24 protein-coding genes are annotated in these 25,552 nt (G+C 68.4%); 19 read left to right on the forward strand and 5 right to left on the reverse strand.

The genetic code is table 11. The features are described 5' to 3' along the window. Positions 1-107: 107 nt before the first annotated feature. The 3 genes from AC1DIX_RS06490 to AC1DIX_RS06500 all read right to left on the reverse strand — a co-directional run bounded on the left by AC1DIX_RS06490 (position 108) and on the right by AC1DIX_RS06500 (position 4,147). Entirely contained in the window at positions 108-278 is a 171-nt protein-coding gene (locus AC1DIX_RS06490) for a hypothetical protein (protein ID WP_477322941.1), read from the reverse strand. A 366-nt stretch (positions 279-644) separates the two neighbouring features. Then, positions 645-1,127 (reverse strand): hypothetical protein, encoded by a 483-nt coding sequence (locus tag AC1DIX_RS06495; protein WP_477322943.1) that lies wholly within the window; start codon positions 1,125-1,127, stop codon positions 645-647. 149 nt (positions 1,128-1,276) lie between these two features. Next, on the reverse strand, positions 1,277-4,147 hold the full coding sequence (locus AC1DIX_RS06500) for a TonB-dependent receptor (protein WP_477322945.1): 2,871 nt from the start codon (positions 4,145-4,147) through the stop codon (positions 1,277-1,279). 256 nt (positions 4,148-4,403) lie between these two features. On the opposite strand from AC1DIX_RS06500, the gene AC1DIX_RS06505 reads away from it, so the two are divergent. The 9 genes from AC1DIX_RS06505 to AC1DIX_RS06545 all read left to right on the forward strand — a co-directional run bounded on the left by AC1DIX_RS06505 (position 4,404) and on the right by AC1DIX_RS06545 (position 13,845). Continuing rightward, the gene (locus AC1DIX_RS06505) at positions 4,404-4,742 is read left to right on the forward strand and encodes a hypothetical protein (protein ID WP_477322947.1); all 339 of its coding nucleotides are present in this window, start codon (positions 4,404-4,406) and stop codon (positions 4,740-4,742) included. Positions 4,743-4,865: 123 nt separating this feature from the next. Beyond that, positions 4,866-6,128 carry a putative Na+/H+ antiporter gene (locus AC1DIX_RS06510; protein ID WP_477322949.1) on the forward strand — a complete coding sequence of 421 codons (1,263 nt, stop codon included), beginning with the start codon at positions 4,866-4,868 and terminating at the stop codon, positions 6,126-6,128. 29 nt (positions 6,129-6,157) lie between these two features. Continuing rightward, positions 6,158-6,619 (forward strand): type VII toxin-antitoxin system HepT family RNase toxin, encoded by a 462-nt coding sequence (gene hepT / locus AC1DIX_RS06515; RefSeq protein WP_477322951.1) that lies wholly within the window; start codon positions 6,158-6,160, stop codon positions 6,617-6,619. A 76-nt stretch (positions 6,620-6,695) separates the two neighbouring features. After that, positions 6,696-7,274 carry a DUF2760 domain-containing protein gene (locus AC1DIX_RS06520; RefSeq protein WP_477322953.1) on the forward strand — a complete coding sequence of 193 codons (579 nt, stop codon included), beginning with the start codon at positions 6,696-6,698 and terminating at the stop codon, positions 7,272-7,274. Positions 7,275-7,282: 8 nt separating this feature from the next. Continuing rightward, positions 7,283-9,142 (forward strand): Hsp70 family protein, encoded by a 1,860-nt coding sequence (locus AC1DIX_RS06525; RefSeq protein ID WP_442122484.1) that lies wholly within the window; start codon positions 7,283-7,285, stop codon positions 9,140-9,142. Positions 9,143-9,145: 3 nt separating this feature from the next. Further along, the gene (locus tag AC1DIX_RS06530) at positions 9,146-12,043 is read left to right on the forward strand and encodes an Hsp70 family protein (protein WP_477322955.1); all 2,898 of its coding nucleotides are present in this window, start codon (positions 9,146-9,148) and stop codon (positions 12,041-12,043) included. Between the two features lie 21 nt (positions 12,044-12,064). After that, on the forward strand, positions 12,065-12,379 hold the full coding sequence (locus tag AC1DIX_RS06535; RefSeq protein WP_477322957.1) for a hypothetical protein: 315 nt from the start codon (positions 12,065-12,067) through the stop codon (positions 12,377-12,379). Positions 12,380-12,452: 73 nt separating this feature from the next. Then, positions 12,453-13,451: an aldo/keto reductase gene (locus tag AC1DIX_RS06540; RefSeq protein ID WP_477322959.1), complete on the forward strand. Its 999-nt coding sequence runs from the start codon at positions 12,453-12,455 to the stop codon at positions 13,449-13,451. A 49-nt stretch (positions 13,452-13,500) separates the two neighbouring features. Further along, positions 13,501-13,845, forward strand: a complete 345-nt coding sequence (locus AC1DIX_RS06545) for a TfoX/Sxy family protein (protein WP_442122470.1) — start codon at positions 13,501-13,503, stop codon at positions 13,843-13,845. Between the two features lie 21 nt (positions 13,846-13,866). On the opposite strand, the gene AC1DIX_RS06550 is transcribed toward AC1DIX_RS06545, so the two are convergent. After that, positions 13,867-15,060 carry an L-dopachrome tautomerase-related protein gene (locus AC1DIX_RS06550; protein WP_477322961.1) on the reverse strand — a complete coding sequence of 398 codons (1,194 nt, stop codon included), beginning with the start codon at positions 15,058-15,060 and terminating at the stop codon, positions 13,867-13,869. A gap of 18 nt (positions 15,061-15,078) precedes the next feature. Next, entirely contained in the window at positions 15,079-15,873 is a 795-nt protein-coding gene (locus AC1DIX_RS06555) for an SDR family NAD(P)-dependent oxidoreductase (RefSeq protein WP_477322963.1), read from the reverse strand. Between the two features lie 99 nt (positions 15,874-15,972). Between AC1DIX_RS06555 and AC1DIX_RS06560 the strand changes: the two genes are divergently transcribed. The 10 genes from AC1DIX_RS06560 to mnhG all read left to right on the forward strand — a co-directional run bounded on the left by AC1DIX_RS06560 (position 15,973) and on the right by mnhG (position 25,514). Next, positions 15,973-16,890, forward strand: coding sequence for a LysR family transcriptional regulator (locus tag AC1DIX_RS06560; protein WP_442122483.1), 918 nt, complete (start codon positions 15,973-15,975; stop codon positions 16,888-16,890). Positions 16,891-16,962: 72 nt separating this feature from the next. Beyond that, on the forward strand, positions 16,963-17,817 hold the full coding sequence (yghU, locus tag AC1DIX_RS06565; RefSeq protein ID WP_477322965.1) for a glutathione-dependent disulfide-bond oxidoreductase: 855 nt from the start codon (positions 16,963-16,965) through the stop codon (positions 17,815-17,817). Between the two features lie 85 nt (positions 17,818-17,902). After that, the gene (locus tag AC1DIX_RS06570; RefSeq protein WP_477322967.1) at positions 17,903-18,529 is read left to right on the forward strand and encodes an SDR family oxidoreductase; all 627 of its coding nucleotides are present in this window, start codon (positions 17,903-17,905) and stop codon (positions 18,527-18,529) included. A 113-nt stretch (positions 18,530-18,642) separates the two neighbouring features. After that, positions 18,643-19,314: a PRC-barrel domain-containing protein gene (locus AC1DIX_RS06575; RefSeq protein ID WP_442122465.1), complete on the forward strand. Its 672-nt coding sequence runs from the start codon at positions 18,643-18,645 to the stop codon at positions 19,312-19,314. A 77-nt stretch (positions 19,315-19,391) separates the two neighbouring features. Then, positions 19,392-22,328: a monovalent cation/H+ antiporter subunit A gene (locus AC1DIX_RS06580; protein WP_477322969.1), complete on the forward strand. Its 2,937-nt coding sequence runs from the start codon at positions 19,392-19,394 to the stop codon at positions 22,326-22,328. Further along, entirely contained in the window at positions 22,328-22,684 is a 357-nt protein-coding gene (locus tag AC1DIX_RS06585; RefSeq protein ID WP_442122463.1) for a Na+/H+ antiporter subunit C, read from the forward strand. Before AC1DIX_RS06580 ends, AC1DIX_RS06585 begins: the two co-directional genes overlap by 1 nt. Continuing rightward, positions 22,681-24,300, forward strand: a complete 1,620-nt coding sequence (locus AC1DIX_RS06590; protein WP_477322973.1) for a monovalent cation/H+ antiporter subunit D — start codon at positions 22,681-22,683, stop codon at positions 24,298-24,300. Before AC1DIX_RS06585 ends, AC1DIX_RS06590 begins: the two co-directional genes overlap by 4 nt. Then, positions 24,297-24,824: a Na+/H+ antiporter subunit E gene (locus tag AC1DIX_RS06595; RefSeq protein WP_477322977.1), complete on the forward strand. Its 528-nt coding sequence runs from the start codon at positions 24,297-24,299 to the stop codon at positions 24,822-24,824. The genes AC1DIX_RS06590 and AC1DIX_RS06595 overlap by 4 nt, the downstream gene beginning before the upstream one ends. Further along, positions 24,808-25,086: a K+/H+ antiporter subunit F gene (locus tag AC1DIX_RS06600; protein WP_477322980.1), complete on the forward strand. Its 279-nt coding sequence runs from the start codon at positions 24,808-24,810 to the stop codon at positions 25,084-25,086. The genes AC1DIX_RS06595 and AC1DIX_RS06600 overlap by 17 nt, the downstream gene beginning before the upstream one ends. Next, positions 25,083-25,514, forward strand: a complete 432-nt coding sequence (mnhG, locus tag AC1DIX_RS06605; protein ID WP_442122459.1) for a monovalent cation/H(+) antiporter subunit G — start codon at positions 25,083-25,085, stop codon at positions 25,512-25,514. Before AC1DIX_RS06600 ends, mnhG begins: the two co-directional genes overlap by 4 nt. Positions 25,515-25,552: the final 38 nt, after the last annotated feature.

Below are 25,552 nucleotides of genomic sequence, written 5' to 3' on the forward strand. Positions count from 1 at the left end.
CCCTCGATGTCGTGGTGTTTAGACACTTCCACTTTGGCACATCGATGCCGTTTTCGGGTGGGGGCGTCCATCCCATTGCTAAGTGTTGAATCTGCCCAGCGCCGCTCTCAAAAAGGCGTCTGGACTGGCAATGCGCTGGCCATCCAGCGCCCCGCGCCAGCCGAAGTAGTGGTCCAGGTAACGGCCGCCGATTGCAGCAGGTCGAGCAGGCGGTCACGCTGGCGCCGGATCAGGCTGGACAGGCGTTGCAGGAACTGTTCGAACTGCCGTGCTTGCATGCTGCCTCCGTCAACGGTTCAGGTCGACATTGGACCGCAGGCTTGCAGAAAAGATTCCACACTTGGCGCGAACAGCGCCAATCAATTCGTAGTGCGTCCGATGCCCGCTTTTACGGCGCTGAATCGGCAGATTTCGTCGAGCTATACGGCTACCTCCGCTTGATCGCCTGTGCCACGTGAGAAAGATGGACAAGATTTAATAATGCGCGTGGCGTCATTCGATAACATGTCGATGTCAGCTAGGCCTGACAGGGAACATTCGGTTCTCACTCTCCCACGTTCGCCGGTGGACTTGTCTGCCGGCTTTTTTTTTGTTCGAAAAAAAGCCCGCATTGCGCGGGCTTCGCTGGAATCGAAACGGCAGCTTTACTGAGTAATCGGAGCGGCAGGCGCCGGGGTGACGGCAGGAGCCGGAGTGGCGTCCTGTACCGGCGTCGTGCTTGCAGCCGGAGCCGGGGTTTGAGCGGGAGCGGTAGCCGCTGCCGCGTCCGGTGCGGCAGGAGCAGCCGACGCCGGCGTCGTGACAGCGGTCTCCTGCTTGTCCTTCATCGTGTCGGTCTTCGCGACATGCTTGGCCTTGTTCTTTGCATGTTTGGCGCTGGTCTTCGCATCCTTGGCATGCGCCTTGGCCGCCTTCGCATCGTCATGTGCCTCTTTCGCGTCGGCTTGCGCTGCCTGTGCTTCCACATGCACCGGCTTGGTGGCGGCTTTCGATGCCTTCAGGTCGGCATTGTTGACCAGTACGGCCTGCTTGGAGGCCGGGGCCGCGGCCGGGGCCGGGGCCGGTGTCTGGGCAAACGCCGCGGTGGCGAACAGGGCGGAGATCACAGCGGCAATGGTTTTTTTCATGATAAAGATCCTCAGCTGTTTGTTGGTCGATGTGCTCGTAAAACGCAGCCTCTGCCCTAGGTGTTGACCTACTTTACAAACGCTTACGCTGCTGACAGATACTTACATGCTTTGCAACAGCGCCATCGCCAGCCCTGTTCGCCCCCCGCTCAGAACTTGTAGTTCAGCCCGACATTCACGAAACGCCCGACCGCTCCTGCCTGGTGCAGCGCCGGATTGTAGAAGGTCGACGGCGAGCTGCCGTAGGTCTGGAAGTCCAGCGGCGGCGGGCTGTTGAACAGGTTCAGCACCGAGGCGTGCAGGCTGAGCTTCTCCGACAGGCGGTACTCGCCATAGACGTCGACCGAGGTGAACGCACGGACCCGGCAGAATTCCGTATTCGGCGTCGCGAACACGAAGGAGATCGCGTCCGCGCAGGTGGCGGCATTGGTCGACGAGGGGTCGGTCACGGAGAAGCTGCTGACCCAGTTCACCGTGGTCGACACGGTCAGCGGGCCCTTGTCCCAGCCGATCTTGAGCTGGGCCCGGTCGCGCGGGTTGCCGGTATCGCCGGAGGTGGCCGACGGGCCGTGGGTGCCGGCCAGCTGGATCGCCTCGGCGCCGGTGGTACCCTGCTTGTACGAGATCATGTGGGTCGCGGTCAGCTGGGCGCTGAGTTTGCCGCCCGCCAGCGGCCAGTTCATGCGCGCGTCGAGGTCGATGCCGTTGGTCATCGTGTACAGCGCATTCTCGTAGGGATACGGTGCGAACAGCGCATTGCCGACCGGCGGCGTGACGGTCGAGAGGCTGCCGTCCGGGTTCACGAAGGGCTGGGCGATCGGCACGCCGCGCACCAGGAAGGGCGTCGCGTCGTAGGCCGGGTCGTTGATCGCACTGATGATCTGGTTGTCGATGCGGATGTGGTAGTAGTCCAGCGACACATTCAGGTTGCGGACCGGCTCCAGGATCAGGCCGAAGGTATAGGACTTCGATTTTTCCGATTTCAGGTTCTTGCCCGGGGTCTGGACGCCCGCGATCGACACATTGCATTGCTGCGGGAAGTTGCCGGGCGTCGTGGTGGGATCGACGCCCGTGTTCGCACACAGGACCGGATCCGGCTGGGTATTCGCGAAGAAATAGTTGCCGGTGTTGCCGATCTCGGCCGGATTCGGCGCACGGAAGCCCTCGGTATAGGTGCCGCGCAACGTCACCTGGCTGAGCGGCGACCATTTGAAGCCCGCCTTGGGCGTGACGGCCTTGTCGATGCCCATCACCTTGTCGTAGCGCACCGAGGCATCGAGCTCGAGGTTCTTCAGGATCGGCGCCACGATCTCGCCATAGCCGGCGGCAATGTTCTGGGTGCCGATGGCCCAGGCGTTATTGCCGATCTGGGCGCCATTGGCAACGGTGGGCGGCGCCTGGGCGTCGAGGGCGCGGTGCGTATATTCGAGGCCCAGGTTCAGGGCCAGCGCGCCGCCCTTCAGCGTCATCAGCTCGTGGCCGGCGGACACGCGCACGAACTGCAGCTTGCTGGTGGCCTTCGCATGCTGCATCGGGGCGATGAAGTCGCGCTGGGCCTGGGTATTGCCGCTGGCGGCGTCCCCGATCAGGTAGGGATGGACAGGATCGTTGAAGGCCGCTTGCAGGTTGGTGATGTTGAAGCCGTTGTTGATGTCCTGCCGGACCTTGCTCTCGCTGGCGCCGAGCGCGGCCGTCAGGTCCCAGCCGGCAAGGCTGCCGGCCAGGTCGGCGCCCAGGCGCCAGGTATCGGACTTCACGCCGGCGCGGCTGCCGCCCAGTTCGGGAAAGTTGTATTGCAGGACCTGGGGCCGCCCGGTCGTGTTGCCGGGATAGGTGGCGGGCACCGTGATCAGGACCGGCGCGCCCGGCGGCGTTGCCTCCGGAGGAATGCCCGGCCCATAGGCCAGCGCCGACAGTCCGGCCAGCCCGAGCGTGCTTGCATAGCGGTTCACCTGCTCCGCCTCCGAGCGGAAATACGAGCCCTTCAGGTTCACTTGCCAGTCGCTGCCCAGTTTCTGGACATAGGAACCGAGCAGGTTGATGTTCTTGGTGCTCGGTTGCAGCTGCAGGCCGCGGTCGCGGTAGGCGCACTGGCCGGCATTGAACTGGGCGCTGGTGCAGCCCGGCAGGTTGGTGACGGCGCCGGTGTCCGGATCGATCAGGTAGCCGGTAATGCTGGCCGGCTGGAAGCCATTGGCGGCGGTCGGCACGCCGCGGGTCAGGTTCTTGCCGCCGAAGGCCGTCCAGTCGGTATTCGTGAACGCCCGGTTGCGGTTGCTCGCCAGGATCTCGTTCTGGTGGCGGTATTCGAGCGCGATGTACGCGCTGTGGCCGTCGCGGTCGAGATCGCCCCAGCCGTGGATGCCCGAGGCGTGGGCGGTGACGCCGTCGCCGCGCCAGGCCTGGCCGGCCTCGGCGGTCAGCTCGCTGCCCGAGTATTGCTTCTTCAGGATCACGTTGACCACGCCGGCCACCGCATCCGAACCGTAGATCGAGGAAGCGCCGTCCTTCAGCACCTCGATGCGATCGATCGCCTCCATCGGGATCTGGCTGATGTCGACGAAGCTGCGCTGGCCGTCGTCCGACAGCGCATAGGGCGCCATGCGCTGGCCGTCGATCAGCACCAGGGTCRCGCCGACCGTCAGGCCGCGCAGGGAGATGCCGGAGGCGCCGGCCGCGAAGGCGCCGCTGAAGGATTGCGACAGCGTGCCCTGGCCGTTGGCGGTGATGTTGCGCAGCACCTCGGAAACGGAGGTGTAGCCCGTCTGCTTGAGCTCCTTGGCGCTGATGATCTGGACCGGGCTGGGCGTTTCGACGTCGGTGCGGCGGATGCGCGAGCCCGTCACCTCCACACGCTGAACCTGCTGGTTGGCGGCCGGCGTTTTGGTCGTGTCGGTCGTGGTCGAGGTGGTGGAATCCTGGGCGATGGCAGCCAGCGGAATGGCCGCCAGGCTGGCCAGGGCAAAACGAACCGCAAGGGTAAGCGGCTTTTGCAGGAAAACCGAATGCGATGTAGCCATGGGAATAGGTCTCCGTGATAGGAATTCGTCGAGTACCTGGCTAGCGGCCTTCTTCTTTTTCCCCGGCAGTCAGGCCGATCCATCAAAGCACCGGCGTATTTTGGTGTCAATTGAACGCGAATCAGTTACATCTTTGTGTGGCATTTTTGGTCACAAATTGCACCTTGTCTCTCGTTCCCCCATCGGTGGGGCTGCACGGCGTTGGGCGTGCTCACTAGACTTTCGCCTTCCCTTTGTGCAGCCGACCGGATCCGCCATGACCATCCTGATCAAGCTCCTGATTGCCGCCTTCCTCGCCTTCGGCGCCGCCTCGCCCGCCCCCGCCTCGCCCGCCCCCGCCGCGCAAGCCACCGCGCCCAGGCAGGCAAGCCCGCAACCCGCCGGCAGCGCCGACGCGGCCTCGAACCGGACGGTGTACAAGGCAATGCTGGACGAGACCCGGAAGATCAACGAGATCTGCGCGCGCGACCATTTCGGCAAGGCCTGCATCGCGGCGCAGGAAGAATTCCAGCGCAAGTTCCTGAAGCAGGTGCCCAAGTTCGACGCCGCCAACATAGCCATCGGCGCCGGCGGGCCGGAAAAACAGGCAAAGTAGGCAAAGTAGGCCCGCACGGCCGGCCATCCGGGCCCCGGCTGCAAAAAATGAAATAATGGCGGCATTGCCATTTCAATCAAGCTGCACAATGCCCGCTACCGCATGCTTCACCGGAGTGCCACGATGACCACGACCATGCAAACCATCGGCCTGGTCCTGTTCGTCGTGGCCCTGCTGCACACCTTCTCCACCCACATGTTCGAAGTGCTGGCGCACCGCCATCCGCGCCATGCCGGGCTGTTCCACCTGCTGGGCGAAGTCGAGGTCGTGTTCGGCTTCTGGGCCTTCGTGCTGATGGGTTTCATGGCCCTGGTCGAGGGCAGCACGGCGGCGGTCGACTATGCCGAGTCGCGCCACTACACCGAGCCGCTGTTCGTGTTCGTCGTGATGGTGGTGGCCGCCTCGCGTCCCGTGCTGGAAGCGGCGCGCGCTTTGCTGCGCATCCTCGCGGGGTTGATCTCTTCCTTGGCGCCGGTGCGCAAAGAGGTGGCCCAGGCCTGGCTGGCCCTGGCCCTGGTGCCGCTGTGCGGCTCCCTGATCACCGAGCCGGCCGCGATGACCCTGGCCGCCCTGATGCTGGCCCCGGCCGTGTTCCGCCAGGGCATGCCCGAATGGCTCAAGTACGGCGCGCTGGGCGTGCTGTTCGTGAACGTCTCGATCGGCGGCACCCTGACCTCGTACGCGGCGCCGCCGGTGCTGATGGTGGCCGGCACCTGGGGCTGGGACAGCGCCTGGATGCTGACCCACATCGGCTGGCGCGCCCTGGTCGCGGTGGTGTTCAACGCCACCGTCATCACCTTCCTGCTGCGGTCCCACCTGCGCCAGCTCGATACCTCCGTCGACGGCGAAACGGCGCCGGTACCGCCGCTGGTCTCGCTGATCCACCTGGCCTTCCTGGCCGCGGTGGTGCTGCTGGCCCACCATCCGGTGCTGTTCATGGGCCTGTTCCTGCTCTTCCTCGGTTTTACCCAGGCCTATAACCGCTACCAGTCGCCGCTGATCCTGAAGGAAGGCTTGCTGGTCGGTTTTTTCCTGGCGGGCCTGGTAGTGCTGGGCGGCATGCAGCAGTGGTGGCTGCAGCCGGCCGTCGCCAGCCTCGGCCCGACCGCCCTGTTCTTCGGCGCCCTGGGCCTGACGGCCGTCACCGACAACGCCGCCCTGACCTACCTGGGCTCGCTGATCACCGGCCTGTCCGATCACGAAAAATACATGCTGGTGGCCGGCGCGGTGGGCGGCGGCGGCCTGACGGTGATCGCCAACGCCCCGAATCCGGCCGGCGCCGCCCTGCTGCGCCACGGCTTCGCCGACGAGTCGATCGGCGCGGTCTGGCTGTTCCTGGGCGCCCTCGGTCCCACCTGTGCGGCGGCCATCATGTTCTTGTTGTAACGTAAAGCTTCGGACAACAAGGAAAAGCGATGGACAACGATCTGATGGTCAGCAAGACGGGCACCATCGAGCGCTGCATCAAGCGTGCCCGCGACGAGTACGAGAAGGACCCGACGACCTTTGTCGGCGACATCACGCGCCAGGACGCCGCCACGCTGAACGTGATCCGCGCCTGGGAAGCGGCGGTGGAGATGGGCGACTACGTGCTCGCCCATTACGGCCTCGGCACGCCGCGGGACGAACGCGAAGTGATCTCGCTGCTGGAACAAGGGGGCTGGATCGATCCCGCTCTGGGCGAGGACCTGAAGCGCACCGGCGAATTCTGCCGCGCCGAATGGGACTACCAGGCGGCACCGCTGCCGGCCCTGGTCACCATCATCAAGCGTGGACTCGACGATTTCGACGCCTATGCGAGCGCCCTGCTCGGCAGGGCCGCCGGCACGCCGGAACCCGCCGCGCCGCCGCAAACCACGGGCAATTCCGCCCTCTGACTCTGCCGCGCCTGGCCATCCATTTTTTGGCTAACTGGTATCATGCGCGCTTTCATGGACCGGACAACACAAGAACATGAGCCAACCGACCAACCTGCCCTCCTTCTGGAGCCGGCTTTCCCTCGCCTTCGGCGCCTTCTTCAAGACCCTGGGCGACGCCGAATTCGCCGCGCGCGTGCGCGATGACCAGATCGGCCCGATCGCCGCACCGACGCCTGCGCCTGCGCCTGCGCCTGCGCCCGCACCGACACCGGCCGCCGCACCGCTGCGCGTGGCCACGCCCGACGCCGCCCTGCAACTGCTGTCCCTGCTGCAGCGCGAGGCGCGCCTGATCGACTTCGCCAACGAGAACATCACCGTCTACAGCGACGCCGACATCGGCGCCGCCGCCCGCGTCGTGCACGAAGGCTGCGCCCGCGTGCTGCGCGAGCACTTCACGATCGAACCGGTGCGCAGCGAGCTGGAAGGCGCGCGCGTCACCCTGCAGGAAGGCTTCGACGCCGCCAGCGTGCGCCTGACCGGCAACGTGGTCGGCAAGGCGCCGTTCACCGGCACCCTGAGCCACCGCGGCTGGCGCGCCGCCAAGGTGACCCTGCCGCAACTCGCCGACAAGCACGACGCCAGCATCCTCGCTCCGGCGGAGGTGGAACTGTGAGCGCCAACATGGAAACCGCGCGCTATGCCATCGGCATCGACCTCGGCACCACCCACAGCGCCCTGTCCTGGGTCGACCTGCAGGCCAGCGACGGCGAAAAGGCCGACCAGGGCGTGCTGCCGATCCCGCAACTGAGCGGTCCCGGCACCGTCGAGGCGCTGCCGCTGCTGCCCTCCTTCATGTACCTGCCGCACCCGGACGAACTGGCGCCGGGCGAGCTGGCCCTGCCCTGGACCGATGGCCAGGCCGCGCCCGCTTCTTTATCCATCATCGGCGAAATGGCCCGTAGTCGCGGCGCCGGCACCCCGATCCGCCTGGTCTCCTCGGCCAAGAGCTGGCTGAGCCACCCGGGCGTGGACCGCCGCGCCGCCATCCTGCCGACGGATGCCCCGGAAGAAGTCGGGCGCGTGTCGCCGCTGGCGGCCTCGACCCGCTACCTGGAACACATCCGCAATGCCTGGAATGCCGCGCATCCGGAAGCGCCCTTCGACCAGCAGGCCGTCACCGTGACGATCCCGGCCTCCTTCGATCCCGGCGCGCGCGAGCTGACCGCGGAAGCCGCGCGCCATGCCGGCTACGGCAGCCCGACCCTGCTGGAAGAGCCGCAGGCGGCCCTGTACAGCTGGATCGAAGGCAGCGGCGGACGCTGGCGCAAGCAGGTGAAAGCCGGCGACATCGTGCTGGTGGTCGACGTCGGCGGCGGCACCAGCGACTTCTCGCTGATCGCCATCCTCGAGCGCGACGGCAACCTGGAGCCGCACCGCGTCGCGGTCGGCGACCACATCCTGCTGGGCGGCGACAATATGGACCTCGCGCTGGCGCACCTGGTGGCGCGCAAGCTGCAGGCGAACGGCACCCAGCTCGACGCCTGGCAGATGCGCGCCCTCACCTACGCCTGCCGCGGCGCCAAGGAACACCTGCTGGCCGATGCGAATGCCACCACCTGGCCGATCGTGGTGCCGAGCCGCGGCTCGAAGCTGATCGGCGGTTCGATCCGCACCGAACTCACGCGCGACGAAGTCACCACCTTCATCACCGACGGCTTCTTCCCGAAGGTCGAAGCATCAAGCAGACCGGCCACCCGCGCCCGCGCCGGCCTGACCCAGATCGGCCTGCCGTATGCGCAGGACGCCGCGGTGACCCGCCACCTGGCCGCCTTCCTGGCCCGCCAGGCCGGCGCCACCGCGGAGCTGGAAGGCTTCAATGGGCAGGTCAACCCGGAACATAGCTTCCTGCACCCGACCGCGGTGCTGTTCAATGGCGGCGTGTTCAAGTCCGAGATCCTGTCCCAGCGCGTGATGGACACCATCAACGACTGGCTGTACATGGAAGGCGCGGAACCGGCGCGCATGCTGGAAGGCGCCGACCTCGACCTGGCGGTCGCCCGCGGCGCGGCCTACTACGGCTACGCGCGCCGCGGCGGCGGCGTGCGCATCCGCGGCGGCACGGCCCGTTCCTACTACGTGGGCGTGGAATCCTCGATGCCGGCCATCCCCGGCATGGAGCCGCCGATCACGGCCCTGTGCGTGGCGCCCTTCGGCATGGAAGAAGGCAGCGAGCTGGAACTGCCGGGCCAGGAGTTCGGCCTGGTGGTGGGCGAGCCGGTGCACTTCCGCTTCTTCGGTTCGACGGTGCGCCGCCAGGACCGTATCGGCGAAGTGCTCGAGTTCTGGGGCCCGGACGAGCTGCAGGAGCTGAACGAGATCCAGGCCGAGCTGCCGGCGGAAGGCCGTACGCCGGGCGACGTCGCCCAGGTCAAGCTGCACGCGCTCGCTACCGAGGCCGGCACGCTGGAGCTGATCGCGGTGTCGCGCGAAGGCCAGCGCTGGAAGGTCGAGTTCGACGTCCGCGCCACCGAGCAGCAGTAAAAAGTGAGTGTGAACGGCGCCGTGGGCACATCGGCAGCAGCGCCGGCCTGGCTGGTCGGCATCGACCTGGGCACCACCAACACGGTGCTGGCCTATGCGGCACCTGGGACGCAGCAGGTCGACACCTTTGCCATCGACCAGCTGGTGGCGCCGGGCGAAGTCGCAGCAGGCCAACTGCTGGCGTCAAGCCGCTACCACCCGGCCGCGGGCGAACTGCCGGCCGGCGCCCTGCAACTGCCCTGGCAGGCCACCGACCCGGCCGGGGTGCCGGATGCCGTGGTCGGCCGGCTTGCCCGCCTGCTGGGCGCCCACACTCCTGGTCGCTTAGTTGCATCTGCGAAGAGCTGGCTGTCCCACCAAGGCGTCGACCGCACCGCGCCCATCCTGCCCTGGGGCGCGCCGGACGAGGTGCCCAAGGTCTCCCCTTTGGCGGCCAGCGCCGGCTACCTCGCCTACCTGCGCGCGGCCTGGAATACACGCCATCCCCGGCAGCCGCTGGAAAACCAGGACCTGGTCCTGACCGTACCCGCCTCCTTCGACGAGGGCGCGCGCGCGCTCACGCTGGAAGCGGCGCGCCTGGCCGGCCTGCCCTCCTTGCGCCTGCTGGAAGAGCCGCAGGCCGCCCTGTACGACTGGCTGCACCGCCACCGTGACACCCTGGCCGCCGAACTGGCGGACACGCGCCTGGTGCTGGTGGCCGACGTCGGCGGCGGCACCACCGACTTCAGCCTGGTCAAGGTGGCGCTGGAGGATGGAACGCCCAGGCTGACCCGTATCGGCGTCGGCAACCACCTGATCCTGGGCGGGGACAATATGGACCTCGCCCTCGCCCACCTGATCGAATCGAGGCTGGCGGCGCAGGATGGCCAGCAAGGCCAGCCTTCACGCCTGTCCGCCGCCCGCCTGGCCCAGCTGACCGAACGCTGCCGCGCGGCCAAGGAACAGTTGCTGGCCCCCGATGCGCCGGACCAGGTGAGCGTGACCCTGCTGGGCGCCGGCGCCCGCCTGATCGGCGCCAGCCGCAGCGCCCCGCTCACGCGCGAGGACGTCGAGCGCATCGTGCTGGACGGCTTCTTCCCGCTCAACGAGGCGCGGGAAGGCGCGCACCGGGCACGCGCCGGCATCGTCGAATTCGGCCTGCCCTATGCCAGCGATGCGGCCATCACGCGCCACCTTGCCGACTTCCTGCGCCAGCACGCCAGGGCAGCGCGCGAAGCCCTCGGCATCGGCGACGACGGCAGCCTGCCGGTCCCGGACATGCCGGTCCCGGACACGCTGCTGCTGAACGGCGGCGTATTCCGCGGCGCCGCACTCGCACGGCGGCTGGCCGACACCCTGTCCACCTGGCGCGGCGCCGGCATCCGCGTGCTGCACAACGCCGACCCCGACGTCGCCGTGGCGCGCGGCGCGGTCGCCTATTCGCTGGCGCGCCAGGGCCTGGCCCCGGGCATCGAAAGCGGTTCGGCGCGCAGCTATTTCCTGCTGCTGGAAGACTTGCAAACCCGTGCCCAGGCCGGCGGCGCATTGAAGGCCGTCTGCCTGCTGCCGCGCGGCGAAAAGCCCGGCGTCGAAGTGCGCCTGCTCGATCGCAGCTTCGGCCTGCGCCTGGGACGGCCGGTGCGCTTCCACCTGGTGTCGGCGATCGCCGATCCGCAAGGCAGCCGGCCGCAGCCGGGCGAGCTGCTCGAACTGGATCCGCTCGAGGTCGTGCGCCTGCCGGCCATCGCCACCGTGCTGCGCGCAAGGGACGCGGGCGCGAAGACTGAGATGCCGGTCCAGCTGGCGGCTTCGCTGTCGGAGGTCGGCACGCTGGAAGTGCATTGCGTCGCCGAAGATGGCAGCGGCCAGCGCTGGAAGCTCGAGTTCCAGCTGCGCGGGCAGGAAGACGAGGCCCGCGACGCCGGCGCGGACGGCGAGCTGCCGCCGCGACTCGATGAAGCCATCCAGCACATCGACCGCATCTTCGGCGCCCGCAACCAGCAGGTCGAGAGCCGCGAAGTACGCCAGCTGCGCGGCAGCCTCGAACACCTGCTGGGCGGCCGCGAACGCTGGGAGACGCCGCTGCTGCGCCGCCTGTTCGACGCCCTGATGGAGCGCGCGAAGGGCCGTCGCAGATCAAGCGAACACGAACGGGTCTGGCTCAACCTGGCCGGCTGGTGCCTGCGTCCCGGCTTCGGCCACCCGCTCGACGAATGGCGCATCGAGCAGCTGTGGGCCCTGTTCGAGACCGGCGTCCAGTATCACAAGGACAGCCAGGTGCGCGCCGAGTGGTGGACCTTGTGGCGCCGCGTCGCCGGCGGACTCTCCCTTGATGCGCAGCTGCGCCTGCTCGACGACTTCGCCTTCAACCTGCAGGCCGAGCCGGCGGATCGCGCCAGGCGTCCCGTCACCCTGGTCGACGGCAGCGAGGACGACATGCTGCGCCTGGGCGCCTCGCTCGAACGCATCCCCTCCGCCTACAAGGTCGAGATCGGCGACTGGATGCTGGGGAGAATCATGGCGATTCCGGCGATGCCGAAGCCGGACGCGAAAACCGCCGCCACCTATGCGCGCTATCTCTGGGCCCTGGCCAGGGTCGGCGCGCGCCAGTCGCTGCAATCCAGCGCCCACGAAGTCGCGACCATCGAGGCGGCCGGGCGCTGGCTGGAGATCCTGCTGCAGCTCGACTGGAAGCGCATCGAACCGGCCGGCTTCGCCGCCGCCCACATCGCGCGCAAGACCGGCGACCGCTCGCGCGACATTGGCGAGGCCTTGCGCCAGCAGGTACTGCACAAGCTGGCCGCCAGCGGCGCCCCTGCCAGCTGGGCCGCCATGGTGCGCGAGGTCGTGGAACTCGACCAGGCCAGCACCACGCGCATGTTCGGCGATGCGCTGCCGCCGGGCCTGAAGCTGCTGCGCTGAGCCGAACAAATGGCTTCGCACTTGAAAACCATCGCAGCGACATGCGCGATCGCAGCCGCCCTGACCTATTCCTCGCTGGCGGTGCCGGGACGGGTCAGCGCGGTGTGTTCCAATGTCGTCACCCCAAGCTATTGTCCAGTGCTCGCCTATGGCTTTCCGCTGCCCTTCCTCGCGGACAGCCAGGCAGTGTCGCCGGTCGGCTCGGTGGCCCGGGATCCCTTGTCCCTGTTGACCGGCGAGGATGACATTTTGTGGCCACGACTGGGGCTCACGAGCCTGTTCTGGTTGCTGGTGGCGATGATCGGCAGCCTGGCGTGGCGGCGCCGGCGCGCATAGTCCGGTTCTTCAACCGTGCGCCCTCCCCCACGGTGTAGCATGTTCCGCAACCGAGCATGAGAAAGGATCCACCGTGAACCAGCGCTACCAACCGATCACGCGCCTGGGCCTGGGCGGCACCGGGCTGGGCGACATGTACCACACCACCAGCGACGCGGCAGCCATCGCCACCGTCGATGCCGCCTGGGAAGCCGGCATCCGCTACTTCGACACCGCGCCCCACTACGGCGCCGGCCTGTCCGAGCACCGCTTCGGCCAGGCGCTGCGCAAGCGGCCCCGCCATGACTACACGCTGTCGACCAAGGTCGGGCGCCTGCTGGCGCCGCACATGCCCGGCGAAATCGAAGCGCCCTTCGTCGGCGCCCTGCCCTTCAAGCGCGTGATCGACTACACGGCCGACGGCGTGCGCCGTGCGGTCGAAGACAGCCTGCAGCGCCTGGCCCTCGGCCACATCGACATCGCCTACGTGCACGACCTTTCGCCCGACATGTTCGGGAAAGAATTCGAGCATTACTACCGGATCGCCGCCGGCAAGGGCGGCGCCTTCGAAGGCATGCTCAAGCTGCGCGAAGAAGGCTCGATCAAGGCCTGGGGCCTGGGCGTGAACACGGTCGATCCCTGCCTGCGCGCGCTGCGCGATTCCGATCCCGACATCTTCCTGCTGGCCGGCCGCTACACGCTGATGGAAACCACGCCGTTGCAAGATCTGTTCCCGCTGTGCGCCAGGCGCGGCGCCCACGTGGTGCTGGGCGGCCCTTTCAACTCGGGCTTCCTGGCCGGCGGCGAGCATTACGACTACCAGCCGGCCAGGCCGGAACAGCATGCGCACCGCGAACGCCTGCGCCAGGTGGCCAGCCGCCATCACGTCGACCTGCCGGCGGCCGCGCTGCAGTTCGGCGTCGCCCATCCGGTGGTGGCGGCGACCATCCCCGGCGCCAGCAGCCCGGAGCACCTGCGGCGCAATGCCACGCTCATGCACATCGAGATTCCGGCCGCGTTCTGGGAAGCGCTGCGCGCCGAGGGGCTGGTGCCGCCCGAGGCGCCGCTGCCGCCGCGGAAAGCGAGGACCTAGTATCGAACATCTGCTACCCTCCATGGTATCGACATCCTTGAGGGTACACATGGCAACTGAGCTGAGCTTCGTCGAATACGTTCTCGAAACCGTCAGGCTGGGCAGCCGCATGACGTACCGGAAGATGTTCGGCGAATACGCGCTCTACCTGGACGAGAAAGTCGTCGCCTTCGCCTGCGACAACAGCCTCTTCATCAAGCCTTCGCAGGCTGTGGGCAGGCTGGCGCCAGACCTGCCGCAGGGGCCACCCTACCCGGGCACAAAGGACTATCCGATCGCCGACGAGCTGCTCGACGATCCGGATCTGCTGCGCCGCCTGATCGAGGAAACGGCGGCGTTGATGCCGCTGCCGAAGCCGAAGAAAAAGCCGGCCAGGACGGCGGTCGCCGGCTGAGCGGGTTCCCTTATTTGCGGCTTACTTGCGGCTCATGCGCCACAGCTCGTAGCGCTCCTCGCCCGGCTTGACCTGGCCGGCGAAATGCCGGTTCAGGTTGCTGGAGGTGAAGACCAGCCTGCCGTCGGGACCGATCGCCGGCGTGTCCGGCCAGTGCACGCCCTCGTCCGCAGCCAGCAGTTCCATCGATCCGGTGCGCGGATCGTATTCGACGATGCCGTTGCGGCTGACGTCCGTGATGTACAACCGGCCCTCGGCGTCGGTGACGATGCCGTCGGTATTGCCGCCGACCTCGCCCAGGTCGCGTATCGCCCTGGCCAGCGCGGCCTTGCCGGCGCGCGGGTCGCGCAACAGGGCGGTCGGCATGGCGTAGGCATGGGTGCCGGTGGTGACGGTCCAGTACAGGGTCTGCCCGTCCGGCGACAGCGCGATGCCGTTCACTCCCAGCACCAGGGGCTTGCCGGGCCATACCTCTTCGCCATGCGACATCACGTTCACGCCGGGCTGCGGCATCAGGCTGGCATGCCGGTCGAGCAGGCGGCGCGCGCGGCCAGTGCCGAAGTCGACGACGATCAGGCCGGCCTGGTTGGCCGGCGCGCTACGCAGGCCGCTGTCCGAGACGTAGGCGATCCTGCGCGCTTCATCGACCACGATGTCGTTCAGGAAGCTGCCTTTGCGGTCCGCCACCGCGTCCAGCGTAATGGTCTTGACGAGCTTCCCGGTATATAGCTCGAACACCATGATCTTCTGCCCACCCTTGGGTGCGCTCGCCTCGCCGGCGACGAAGCCCTGGTCGAGCGCCCACAGCCAGCCATTGCGTTTATCGATGTAAAAGCCGAGCACGTTACGCAAGTGACTGTCGGGCGCACCGGATACCGCATTCGCCGCGGCCGAGGGAAAGGCCGTCAGCCGCGCCGGCCCGGTGGCGGCGCCCGTATCCAGGATGCTCAGGGTGGCCGGGCTGTCGGCCGATACCAGGCGCGGCGTGCTGACGAAAGCGCGTCCGTGTGCGTCGAAATGGATGCCGGCGATGGGGGCGCCGACCGAACCGGCGAAGGGAGCGCGGTCGCGGCCGCCCGCGGCGGCGTCCCAGCTCACGCCGGCGTAGCTGCGCCAGCGCTCGAGTGCGGGCCGGTCGGCCGCGCTTGCGGCGCCGGACAGGAACAGGGTGGTGGCCGCGGCATAGGCGGCCAGGAAAAAGCGATGCGCTTTCATGATGGCGACTCCTGCGAATTAGAGGATGGAACGGAAGCTGCCGCCTTCGACGCGCACGGCGGCGCCATTCGTTGCGGCGCCGAGCGGGCTGGCCAGCAGGGCCACCATGGCGGCGACCTCGTCGGCCTCGATCATGCGTGCGATCAGGGAGCTCGGGCGATAGGTATCGAAGAAGTGGGTTTCGATCTCGGCATCGCTCATGCCGGGACGCGGCGCGGTCTGGCGCAGGTACTCGACGATGCCGTCCGAGCGGGTGGCCGCGGGCAGCACGCTGTTCACGGTCACGCCGCTGCCGCGCGTGAGTTCGGCCAGGCCGCGCGACACCGCCAACTGGGCCGACTTGCTGACGCCGTAATGGATCATGTCCGGCGGCGTGAAGGCGCCTACTTCACTCGAGATGAAGATCACCCTGCCCCAATTCTTTTCCAGCAGGCGCGGGAAGTAGTGCCGTGCCAGGCGCACGCCCGACATCAGGTTCAGGTCGAGCATGCGCTCCCAGTCCACGTCGCGGATCTCGGCGAAGGGTTTGGCTTCGTAATAGCCGAGGTTGTTGACCAGGATGTCGGTGTCCGGCAGGGCGGCAGTCAATGCCAGCACGCCCTCGGCGGTAGCGAGATCGGCCACCAGGGTCGTGACCGTGGCGCCGGGCGCGGCGGCGCCGATCTGCGCCGCCGCGGCATCGAGCTTGTCCTGGCTGCGTCCGGTTATGCTGACCTTCCCCCCTTCCTTTGCCAGCGTGCGGGCAATGGCCAGGCCGATACCGGCGGTCGCTCCCGTCACGAGAGCGGTCTTGCCATTCAATTGCAGATCCATGTGCTTCTCCAATGCTGTGTTCAGGTCCACAACCTTATTCCCACCCACAAGCGAGATAAACTACGCAAAAAGCAAATTATTTGTTCTCAGGAGGATAAAATCAGCCGCCAATTCGATTACCTGGACGACCTCGAAGCCTTTCTCGCGGTGGCCGATCACGGCTCGTTCACGGCCGGCGCCGTGGCCCTGTCGACCACGGCCTCGGTACTGAGCCGTGCCGTGACGCGGCTGGAACACCGGCTCGGCGGACAGCTGCTGCGCCGCTCGACCCGCAAGGTGACCTTGACCGAGGCCGGCCGCCAATACCTGGAGCAGGCGCGCGCCGCCTTCACGCTGCTGGGCGACGCCGAGCGCGAGATCCAGGGCCAGGCCGACGCCATGACGGGCCGGGTGCGCATGAGCGTGCCCACCACCTGGGGCCATCACCGCCTGCCGGCGCTGCTGGCCCGTTTCACGCGCGCCTATCCGCAGGTGCGGGTCGAGCTGAACATCACGAACCGCAATGTGGACCTGGTCGCCGAGGGCTTCGACCTGGCGATCCGGCTCGGCCACCTGCCGGACAGCGGCCTGGTGGCGCGCAAGCTGGCGGACGAGCCGCTATGCCTGGTAGCCTCGCCGGACTACCTGCGCCGCGCGGGGACGCCCCAGACCCTGGGCGCGCTGCAAGGGCACGCCTGCCTGCCCTTCATCCTGCCGCGCACCGGCCGCATCGCGCCATGGGTGTTCAGGGATGGCGGCCGGGACATCGAGTGGACGGCGCCGTCCACCATCGCGGTGTCGGACGACGTGCTGGGCGTGGTGTCGCTGGCGGTGGCGGGCATCGGCATCGCCCAGAGCTATGACTTCATCGTGGCCCCGCACCTGGAGAGCGGACGCCTGGTGGAACTGCTGCCGCAACTGCGCGGCCGCTCCCGTCCCTTCTCGGTCGTGTACGCGCCGCACCGGCGCCAGTCGGCCGCCACCCGCGCCATGATCGCCATCCTGACGGGCGCGGACGGCTCCGGTCCCGCACCGTAGCCATTGTCGGCAAACTCGCCCGATTTGCGGCATCATCGTCCTCCTCGATAGCACGCAAACAAGGAGAAATCGATGACCAGCAGCTCGAACCCCTTCTCGACCTACGTCCCGCCACGGGTCTGGTCGCCCGCCACACCATCGGGCGGCGCCTTCGCCAACATCAACCGCCCGATCGCCGGCGCCACCCATGAGCAGGAGCTGCCGGTCGGCAAGCATCCGCTGCAGCTGTATTCGCTGGGTACGCCGAACGGCCAGAAGGTCACGATCATGCTCGAGGAGCTGCTGGCCGCCGGCCACGCCGGCGCCGAATACGACGCCTGGCTCATCAAAATCAACGAGGGCGCCCAGTTCGGCAGCGGCTTCGTCGGGATCAACCCGAACTCGAAGATCCCGGCCCTGGTCGACCGCAGCGGCGACAAACCCGTGCGCGTGTTCGAATCCGGCTCGATCCTGGTCTACCTGGCGGAAAAATTCGACGCCTTCCTGCCGAAGGAATTGCCGGCCCGCGCCGAGACCTTCAACTGGCTGATGTGGCAGATGGGTTCCGCGCCTTTCGTGGGCGGCGGCTTCGGCCACTTCTACGCCTATGCGCCGGAAAAGCTGGAGTATCCGATCAACCGCTATGCGATGGAAACCAAGCGCCAGCTCGACGTGCTCGACCGCCTGCTGGCCGAGCGCCGCTTCGTTGCCGGCGACGAGTACACGATTGCCGACATGGCGATCTGGCCCTGGTATGGCGGCATGGTGATGGGCGAGCTGTACGAGGCGGCCGAATTCCTGTCCGTGCACAACTACCAGCAGGTGCGGCGCTGGGCCGACGAGGTCGGCGCGCGCCCGGCCGTGATCCGCGGCCGCAAGGTCAACCGCGTGCGCGGCAAGCCCGAGGAACAGGTGGCCGAGCGCCACGACGCCGCCGATCTCGACTGATTTCTTGCCTGGCGTCTATCGGACGCGCCTCGAGGCCGTTTGCGGCTAGTATCTGTTCAGTTTCCAGCCGCATGGACGAACCCTCATGGACGATTCCGACCGCAAGGACGGGCGCGGGGTCCAGCCCTCGCGCCGCCGCTTCGTAGGCACCATGGCCGCCGGCCTCGCTGCGGCGCCGGCCGCTGCCCGTTCCCTGACGCCGCCTCCCTATCCCGGTCCGCCCGTCCCGCGCCAGAAGCAGGACTGGCCCGGCCTGGCCGGCCGCAATGCCGTCGCGCTGCCGGGCGACATCCGCGACGAAGCCTTCTGCAAGAAGATGGTGGAGCAGGCCGTGCGCCAGCTGGGCGGGCTCGACATCCTGGTCGACAATGCGGCGCGCCAGCAGTCGATCGATTCCATCCTCGAGCTCACCACGATGGAGCTGGACTGGCATTTCAAGACCAATCTGTACGCCCTGTTCCGGATCACCAGGGCGGCGCTGCCGCACCTGCCGCAGGGCGCCAGCATCATCACCACGGCGTCGGTGCAGGCTTACGACCCCTCGCCCAAGCTGCTGGCCTATTCGCAAACCAAGGCGGCCCGGGTGGCCTTCACGAAATCGCTGGCCAAGCAGCTGGCGGACAAGGGCATTCGCGTGAACGCGGTGGCGCCCGGGCCGGTCTGGACGCCGCTGCAGGTGTACGGGCTGGCCGGCGGCGCGGGGAATCCCTGACCGCCAGAGGAGAGCAGCCGGCACAATTGATCGTCATCAAACGCGCGGGGTACGCGCCTTTTACCCTGACCGGGTTGCACCGACACCAACCCAATACCAGCAGGAGAACCGTCATGAGTTATGCAGACCGCGACAAGTACGGCATGTACAAGGACACCGGCCACGCCGGTCCCGGCCCCGCCCTGATGGGGGCGGACACCCTGCTCGGCGACGGCGTCGTCAACGGCGCCAACGAGGATCTGGGCGACATCAAGGAGATCATGCTCGACATGAACACCGGCCAGGTCGCCTACGCCGTGCTGGCCTTCGGCGGCTTCCTCGGCATGGGCGAGAAGCTGTTCGCCGTGCCCTGGCAGGCCCTGCACCTGGACACCGTCAACCACCGCTTCGTGCTCGACGTCGAGAAGGAGCGCCTGAAAACCGCCCCGGGCTTCGACAAGGATGCCTGGCCCGACATGGCCGACGTCCAGTGGGCCAGCCAGGTCCACAGCTTCTACGGCACCGACCCGGACCGCGGCGGCCCGCCGAGCATGGGTCCTGACGTGGCGATGCGCGGCATGCCGGGCGGCGCCGGCTCGGTGTCCGGCATGGGCGCGGGCATGGGCGGCCTGGGCGCCGGCCATGCGGGCGGCGTCCAGACCGGCGCGGGCGTGGCCTCGGGCGTGGGCGGCGGCGCGGGTGGCGGCGACCTCGGCTCGGGCAGCGGCATCAGCACCGATCCGCGCGCCGGCAATCAGGGCGGCGACGACGACCTGAGCCACATCCGCGGCAGCAATATCGGCTGAGGCCCGTCGTCAGGAGCCACTTTGCGAAACGGAATGCGAGACGACTTCAACCATCACAACTTGCCGGGCCAGCGCTGATGCCGATGTGGCCGCTGTCCCTCCTGGTCCTGCTTCCGTTCATCGGCGCCTTCGTGGCCGTGTGCATGCCGGAAGGCTCGCGCACGCGCCCGGCGGCGGTGGCCGGGCTGGCGACCCTGGCCGCGCTGCTGCTGGCCGTTTCACGGTTCGGGCAAGTCCGCACCGGCGAGGTCCTGCGTGCGCGCGCCGCCTGGCTGCCCGAGGCCGGCCTCGACCTCGTCTGGCGGATGGACGGGCTGGCCTGGCTGTTCAGCGTGATCGTGCTGGGCGTGGGCCTGCTGGTGCTGGTCTATGCGCGCTACTACATGTCGCGCAGCGATCCGCTGGGCCGCTTCTTCGCCTACATGCTGGCCTTCATGGGCTCGATGCTGGGCGTGGTCTTGTCCGGCAATATCATCCAGCTGGTCGTGTTCTGGGAGCTGACCAGCCTCACGTCCTTCCTCCTGATCGGCTACTGGCACCAGCGTAACGATGCGCGGCGCGGCGCCCGCATGGCCTTTACCGTGACCACGGCGGGCGGGCTGTGCCTGCTGGCCGGCATGCTGACGCTCGGCCACATGGCCGGCAGCTACGAGCTCGATGCGGTGCTGAAGGCGGCCGACCGGATCCAGGCCCACCGTCTCTACCCGACCGCGCTGGTGCTGATCGCGCTCGGCGCGCTGACCAAGAGCGCGCAGTTCCCCTTCCACTTCTGGCTGCCGCACGCGATGGCCGCGCCGACCCCGGTCTCGGCCTACCTGCATTCCGCGACCATGGTCAAGGCCGGCGTGTTCCTGCTGATGCGCCTGTGGCCGGTGCTCTCGGGCACCCAGGAATGGACCTGGATCGTCGGCGGCGCCGGCGTCTGCACCCTGCTGCTGGGGGCCTTCTACGCCATCTTCCAGCACGACATGAAAGGCCTGCTGGCGTATTCGACCATCAGCCACCTGGGCCTGATCACCGTCCTGCTGGGCATCGGCACCCAGCTGTCGGTGGTGGCGGCGATCTTCCACACCATGAACCATGCGGTGTTCAAGGCGTCGCTGTTCATGGCGGTCGGCATCATCGACCACGAGACCGGCACCCGCGACATGCGCATCCTGCGCGGGCTCGGGAAGGTCATGCCGTTCACCGCGGCGCTGGCCGTGGTCGCCAGCGCCGCCATGGCCGGGGTGCCGCTGCTGAACGGCTTCCTGTCGAAGGAGATGTTCTTTGCCGAGGCGGCGCTGGCCGGCGGCACCGAGGACTGGTCGATGGCGGTGGCGGCCACCCTGATGGGGATCTTCAGCGTCGCCTACTCGCTGCGTTTCATCGGCGTGTTCTTCGGCCCGCTCGCGCATGACATCCCGAACCGCCCGGCCCACCAGATCCACGAGCCGCCGCGCTGGATGCGTTTCCCGGTCGAGTGCCTGGTCCTGCTGTGCATCGCCGTCGGCGTGCTGCCGGCGCGCACGGTCGGCGCGGTGCTGGCGGTGGCCACCCGCGCGGTGCTGGGGCCGAACATGCCGGAATACGACCTCGCCATCTGGCACGGCTTCAACCTGCCGCTGCTGATGAGCTTTGTCGCGCTGGCCGGGGGCTGCGTGTTCTACGTCTTCCTGCGCCGCCGCGCCAATCTGCGCCAGCGCACCGACGTGCCGGTGCTGCACCACCTGAAGGGCGCCCAGGCCTACGAGAACATCATGCAGTGGCTCAGCCTTGCGGCCGCCTGGCTGATCCGCTGGACCGCCACCCGCCGCCTGCAGCCGCAGTTCCGGGTCATCGTGTTCATGCTGGTGGCCGCGCCGCTGCTGCTGGCCCGGCCGCTGCCGGCCTGGAACCCGCCGGACCTGGGCGACTTCGACCCGCGCTTCTCGCTGCTGTGGCTGATCGGCGCCGCCTGCGCGGTGGCGGCGGCCTGGAAGGCCAAGTACCACCGGCTGGCGGCACTGATCATGGTCGGCGGCACCGGCATCGCCACCAGCATCAGCTTCCTGTGGCTGTCGGCGCCGGACCTGGCGCTGACCCAGCTGATGGTGGAAACCGTCACCACGGTGCTGATCCTGCTCGGCCTGCGCTGGCTGCCGCTGCGCCGGGCCCCGCCCGGCCTGCTGGCGCGGCCGCCGGCCTCCACCCAGTTCCGCCGCGCGCGCGACCTGCTGCTGGCGCTGGCCGGCGGCCTCGGACTGGCGGCCATCAGCCACCTCGTGCTGACCCGCCCCGGCGGCCGCAGCATCAGCGATTTCTACGTGCTGCGCGCGCTGCCGGAAGGCGGCGGGGCCAACGTGGTGAACGTGCTGCTGGTCGACTTCCGCGGCTTCGACACGATGGGCGAGATCACCGTGCTGGGCGCGGTGGCGCTGACCGTGTACGCGCTGCTGCGGCGCTTCCGGCCGGCGCCCGAGAGCGTGGTGATCCCGCTGCAGCAGGCCAACGACGCCGACCCGGCGGTGCGCCAGCCGCCGGCGCTGCAGGCCGCCGGCGGCTACCTGATGATCCCCGCCGTCTACATGCGGCTGCTGCTGCCGGTGATGGGCACCATCGCCGCCTATTTCTTCATGCGCGGCCACAACCTGCCGGGCGGCGGCTTCGTCGCCGGCCTGATCTTCGCCACCGCCCTGATCGTGCAGTACATGGTGGCCGGCACCGAATGGGTCGAGGCCCACCTGCGCCTGCGTCCGCACCGCTGGATCGCCTGGGGCCTGGCAACCGCCTGCGGCACCGGCCTGGGCGCCTGGCTGCTCGGCTACCCCTTCCTGACCAGCCATACCGCCCACCTGGCGCTGCCGGTGCTGGGCGAGATCCACGTGCCGAGCGCCTTCGTGTTCGACCTCGGCGTGTTCCTGGTGGTGGTCGGCTCGACCATGCTGATCCTGGTGGCGCTGGCCCACCAGTCGCTGCGCAGCCACCGGCTCCCGCCCGGCGCCGCACGCGCCGCGGCACCGTCGGCGCTGCCGCCGGCCAAGGAGATCCAGTAATGGAAGCCGTCATCTCGCTGGCGATCGGCATCGTCTTCGGCGCGGGCATCTGGCTGGTGCTGCGGCCGCGCAGCTTCCAGGTGCTGTGCGGGCTGATGCTGATGTCCTATGCCGTCAACCTGTTCATCTTCGTCATGGGCCGGCTGTGGATCGACCGCCCGCCGCTCATTCCTTCCGATCTGCCAGCAGGCAGCGCGCCCGATCCGGCCGCGCTGGCCGACCCGCTGCCCCAGGCCCTGGTGCTGACCGCGATCGTGATCGGCTTCGCCACCACCGCGCTCTACCTGGTGGTGATGATCGGTTCGCGCGGCCTGACCGGCACCGACCACGTCGACGGCAGGGAGCCCGAGCCATGAAGGCGCTGGACCACCTGCTGCTGGTGCCGATCCTGCTGCCGCTGCTGTGCGGCGCGGTGCTGACGCCGCTGACCCAGGGCTGGCACCGGCTCAAGTTCGCGCTCGGCTACGCTTCGGTGCTGGGCATGCTGGCGACGGCGCTGGCGCTGGCCGCGCTGGCCGACGGCGGCTACTGGGAGGACGGCATCGGCGTCTACCTGGCCGCCAACTGGGCGGCGCCGTTCGGGATCGCCCTGGTGGCCGACCGCCTGGCTGCGCTGATGCTGCTGCTCACCGCGTTGCTGGGCCTCGCCGCCCTGCACTTCGCCAGGCAGCGCTGGGGCCGGATCGGAGCGCACTTCCATACGCTGTTCCAGTTCCTGCTGATGGGGATCAACGGCGCCTTCCTGACGCACGACCTGTTCAACCTCTTCGTGTTCTTCGAGGTGATGCTGGCGGCGTCCTACGGCCTGGTGCTGCACGGGTATAACGCCGAACGGCTGCGCGCCAGCATGCAGTACATCGCCGTCAACCTGGCCGCCTCGCTGCTGTTCCTGCTCGGCGCAGCGCTGATCTATGCCGCCGCCGGCACCCTGAACATGGCCGACCTGGCCGCCCGCGTGGCCGCCATGCCGCCCGCGGACCGCGGCCTGCTCGAGCTCGGGGCCACCGTGCTGGCGCTGGCCTTCCTGATCAAGAGCGCGATGTGGCCGCTCGGCTTCTGGCTGCCGACCACCTATGCCGCCGCCTCGCCCCCGGTGGCGGCGATGCTGGTGCTGATGACCAAGGTCGGCGCCTACGCCATCCTGCGCCTCTGGCTGCTGCTGTTCCCGATAGCCGAAGGCGCGGCGGCCGGCTTCGGCTCGAATTTCGGCTACCCTGCGCTGCTGTGGGGCGGCATGGCCACCATCGTGTTCGGCGCCGCCGGCATGCTGTCCACGGACAGCGCCGGGCGCCTGGCCGGCTATGGCGCCATCGTCTCGTCCGGGACGCTGCTGGCGGTGATCGGCTACGGCCAGGCCTCGCTGGTGGCGACCGGGCTGTACTACCTGGCCGGCTCGACGCTCGCGATCGCCGCCTTCCTGCTGCTGATCGAACTGATCGAACGGATCCGCACCCCGCGCGCGGCGATGCTGGCATTGACGATGGAGGTCTGGGCGGTCGAGGACAAGCCGGACGAGCCGGAGGGGCGCGGCGTGCCGGCCGCGATGGCCTTCCTGGGGCTCTCCTTCGCCGCCTGCGCGCTGGTGATCGCCGGCCTGCCGCCGCTGTCCGGCTTCGTCGCCAAGTTCAGCCTCTTCCACGCGCTGCTGAATCCACCGGACGGCCCCATTCCGGCCGCCGGCTGGGCGCTGATGACCCTGATCATCGCGGCCGGCCTGGTGGCGGTGCTCTCGATGATGCGCTTCGGCGTACGCACCTTCTGGGCCAGCAGGGTCGATGCGCCGCCCAGGCTGCAGCGCTCGGAAGTCCTGCCGGTGGTCTTCCTGCTCGGGCTAACGGTCTTCATGACGGTCGAAGCCGGACCGATCTTCGGCTACCTGGGCCGCACCAGCGAAGGCATCCACCGGCCGGCGGACTACATCGCCCGGGTGCTGGGCCAGCCGCCGGTGGCATCCGCGGCGGAGGCGAAATGACGCGCTGGCTGCCCTTCCCCCTCGTCTCGCTGGCCCTGTGCGCCCTGTGGCTGCTGCTGAACCAGACCGTGCATCCGGCCCACCTGCTGCTGGGTGCCGCCATCGGCATCGCCGCGCCGCTCCTGAGCCGCAAGCTGCAGCCACTCGGCTACCCGCGCATGCGCACGGCGGCGCAGTGGCGATCCCTGGTGCGCCTGCTGGCCATGGCTTCGGTGGAAGTGGTGCGCTCCTGCTTCGCGGTGTGCCGGATCATCCTGTTCGCCGATTACACGCGGGTCAATTCGCAGTTCATCCGGGTGCCGCTGACCCTGCGCGATCCCTACGGCCTGGCGGCCCTGTCCTGCCTGATCAACATGACGCCCGGTACGGTCTGGGTCGAGATCCTGCCCGAGCGCCACGAACTCGCGCTGCACGTGTTCGACCTGAAGGACACGCAATGGTGGATAACCACCATCAAGACCCGTTACGAACAACCCCTGATCGACATCTTTGAAACGGAGGCTTCCCGTGGCGACCCTGTTTGAACTGGCGGTCGGCTATGCGCTCGTGTGCGTGCTGGCGGCCATGCTGCTGTGCACCGTGCGCCTGCTGGCCGGTCCCTCGGCCCACGACCGCGCGCTGGCGCTCGACACCTTGTGGATGTGCGGGATGCTGCTGGCGCTGGTGCTCGGCATCCGCTACGGCTCCCTGGTGTACTTCGAAGCGGCGATGCTGATCGCGCTGCTGGGCTTCGTCTCGACCGTCGCCCTGGCCAAGTTCCTGATGCGCGGGGAGATCATCGAATGAGCGGCCTGGAACAGCCCCCGTCCTGGGCACTGGCGGGCGCCGCGCTGCTGCTGGTCCTGGGCGCCAGCATCACCCTGATCGGCGCCCTCGGCCTGCTGCGCCTGCGCACCTTCTACCAGCGCATCCACGGGCCGGCGATCACGATCACGCTCGGCGCCGGCTCCGTGCTGCTGGCGTCGATGCTGTACTTCACGGCCGCGCAATCGCGCCTGGTGATGCACGAACTGATCATCGCCGCCTTCCTCTTGATGACGGCGCCGGTGGTCTCGATGATGCTGATGCGCGCCGCCGTCTACCGCGACCTGCGCGCGCGCCGCCAGGACTCCGGCGTGGAAGCCGGCAAGGTGTACGCCGTCGCCCCTGCGCAGCAACTGGCCGCCCCGCCGCCGCCGTCCCCGGATGCGGGTCCGCCATTACCTGGGAGGTAATCGCCACGCGGCACGCTGCCCGGCACACTGGTCTCCAT

This window comes from Massilia sp. 05N420 (assembly GCF_056397205.1).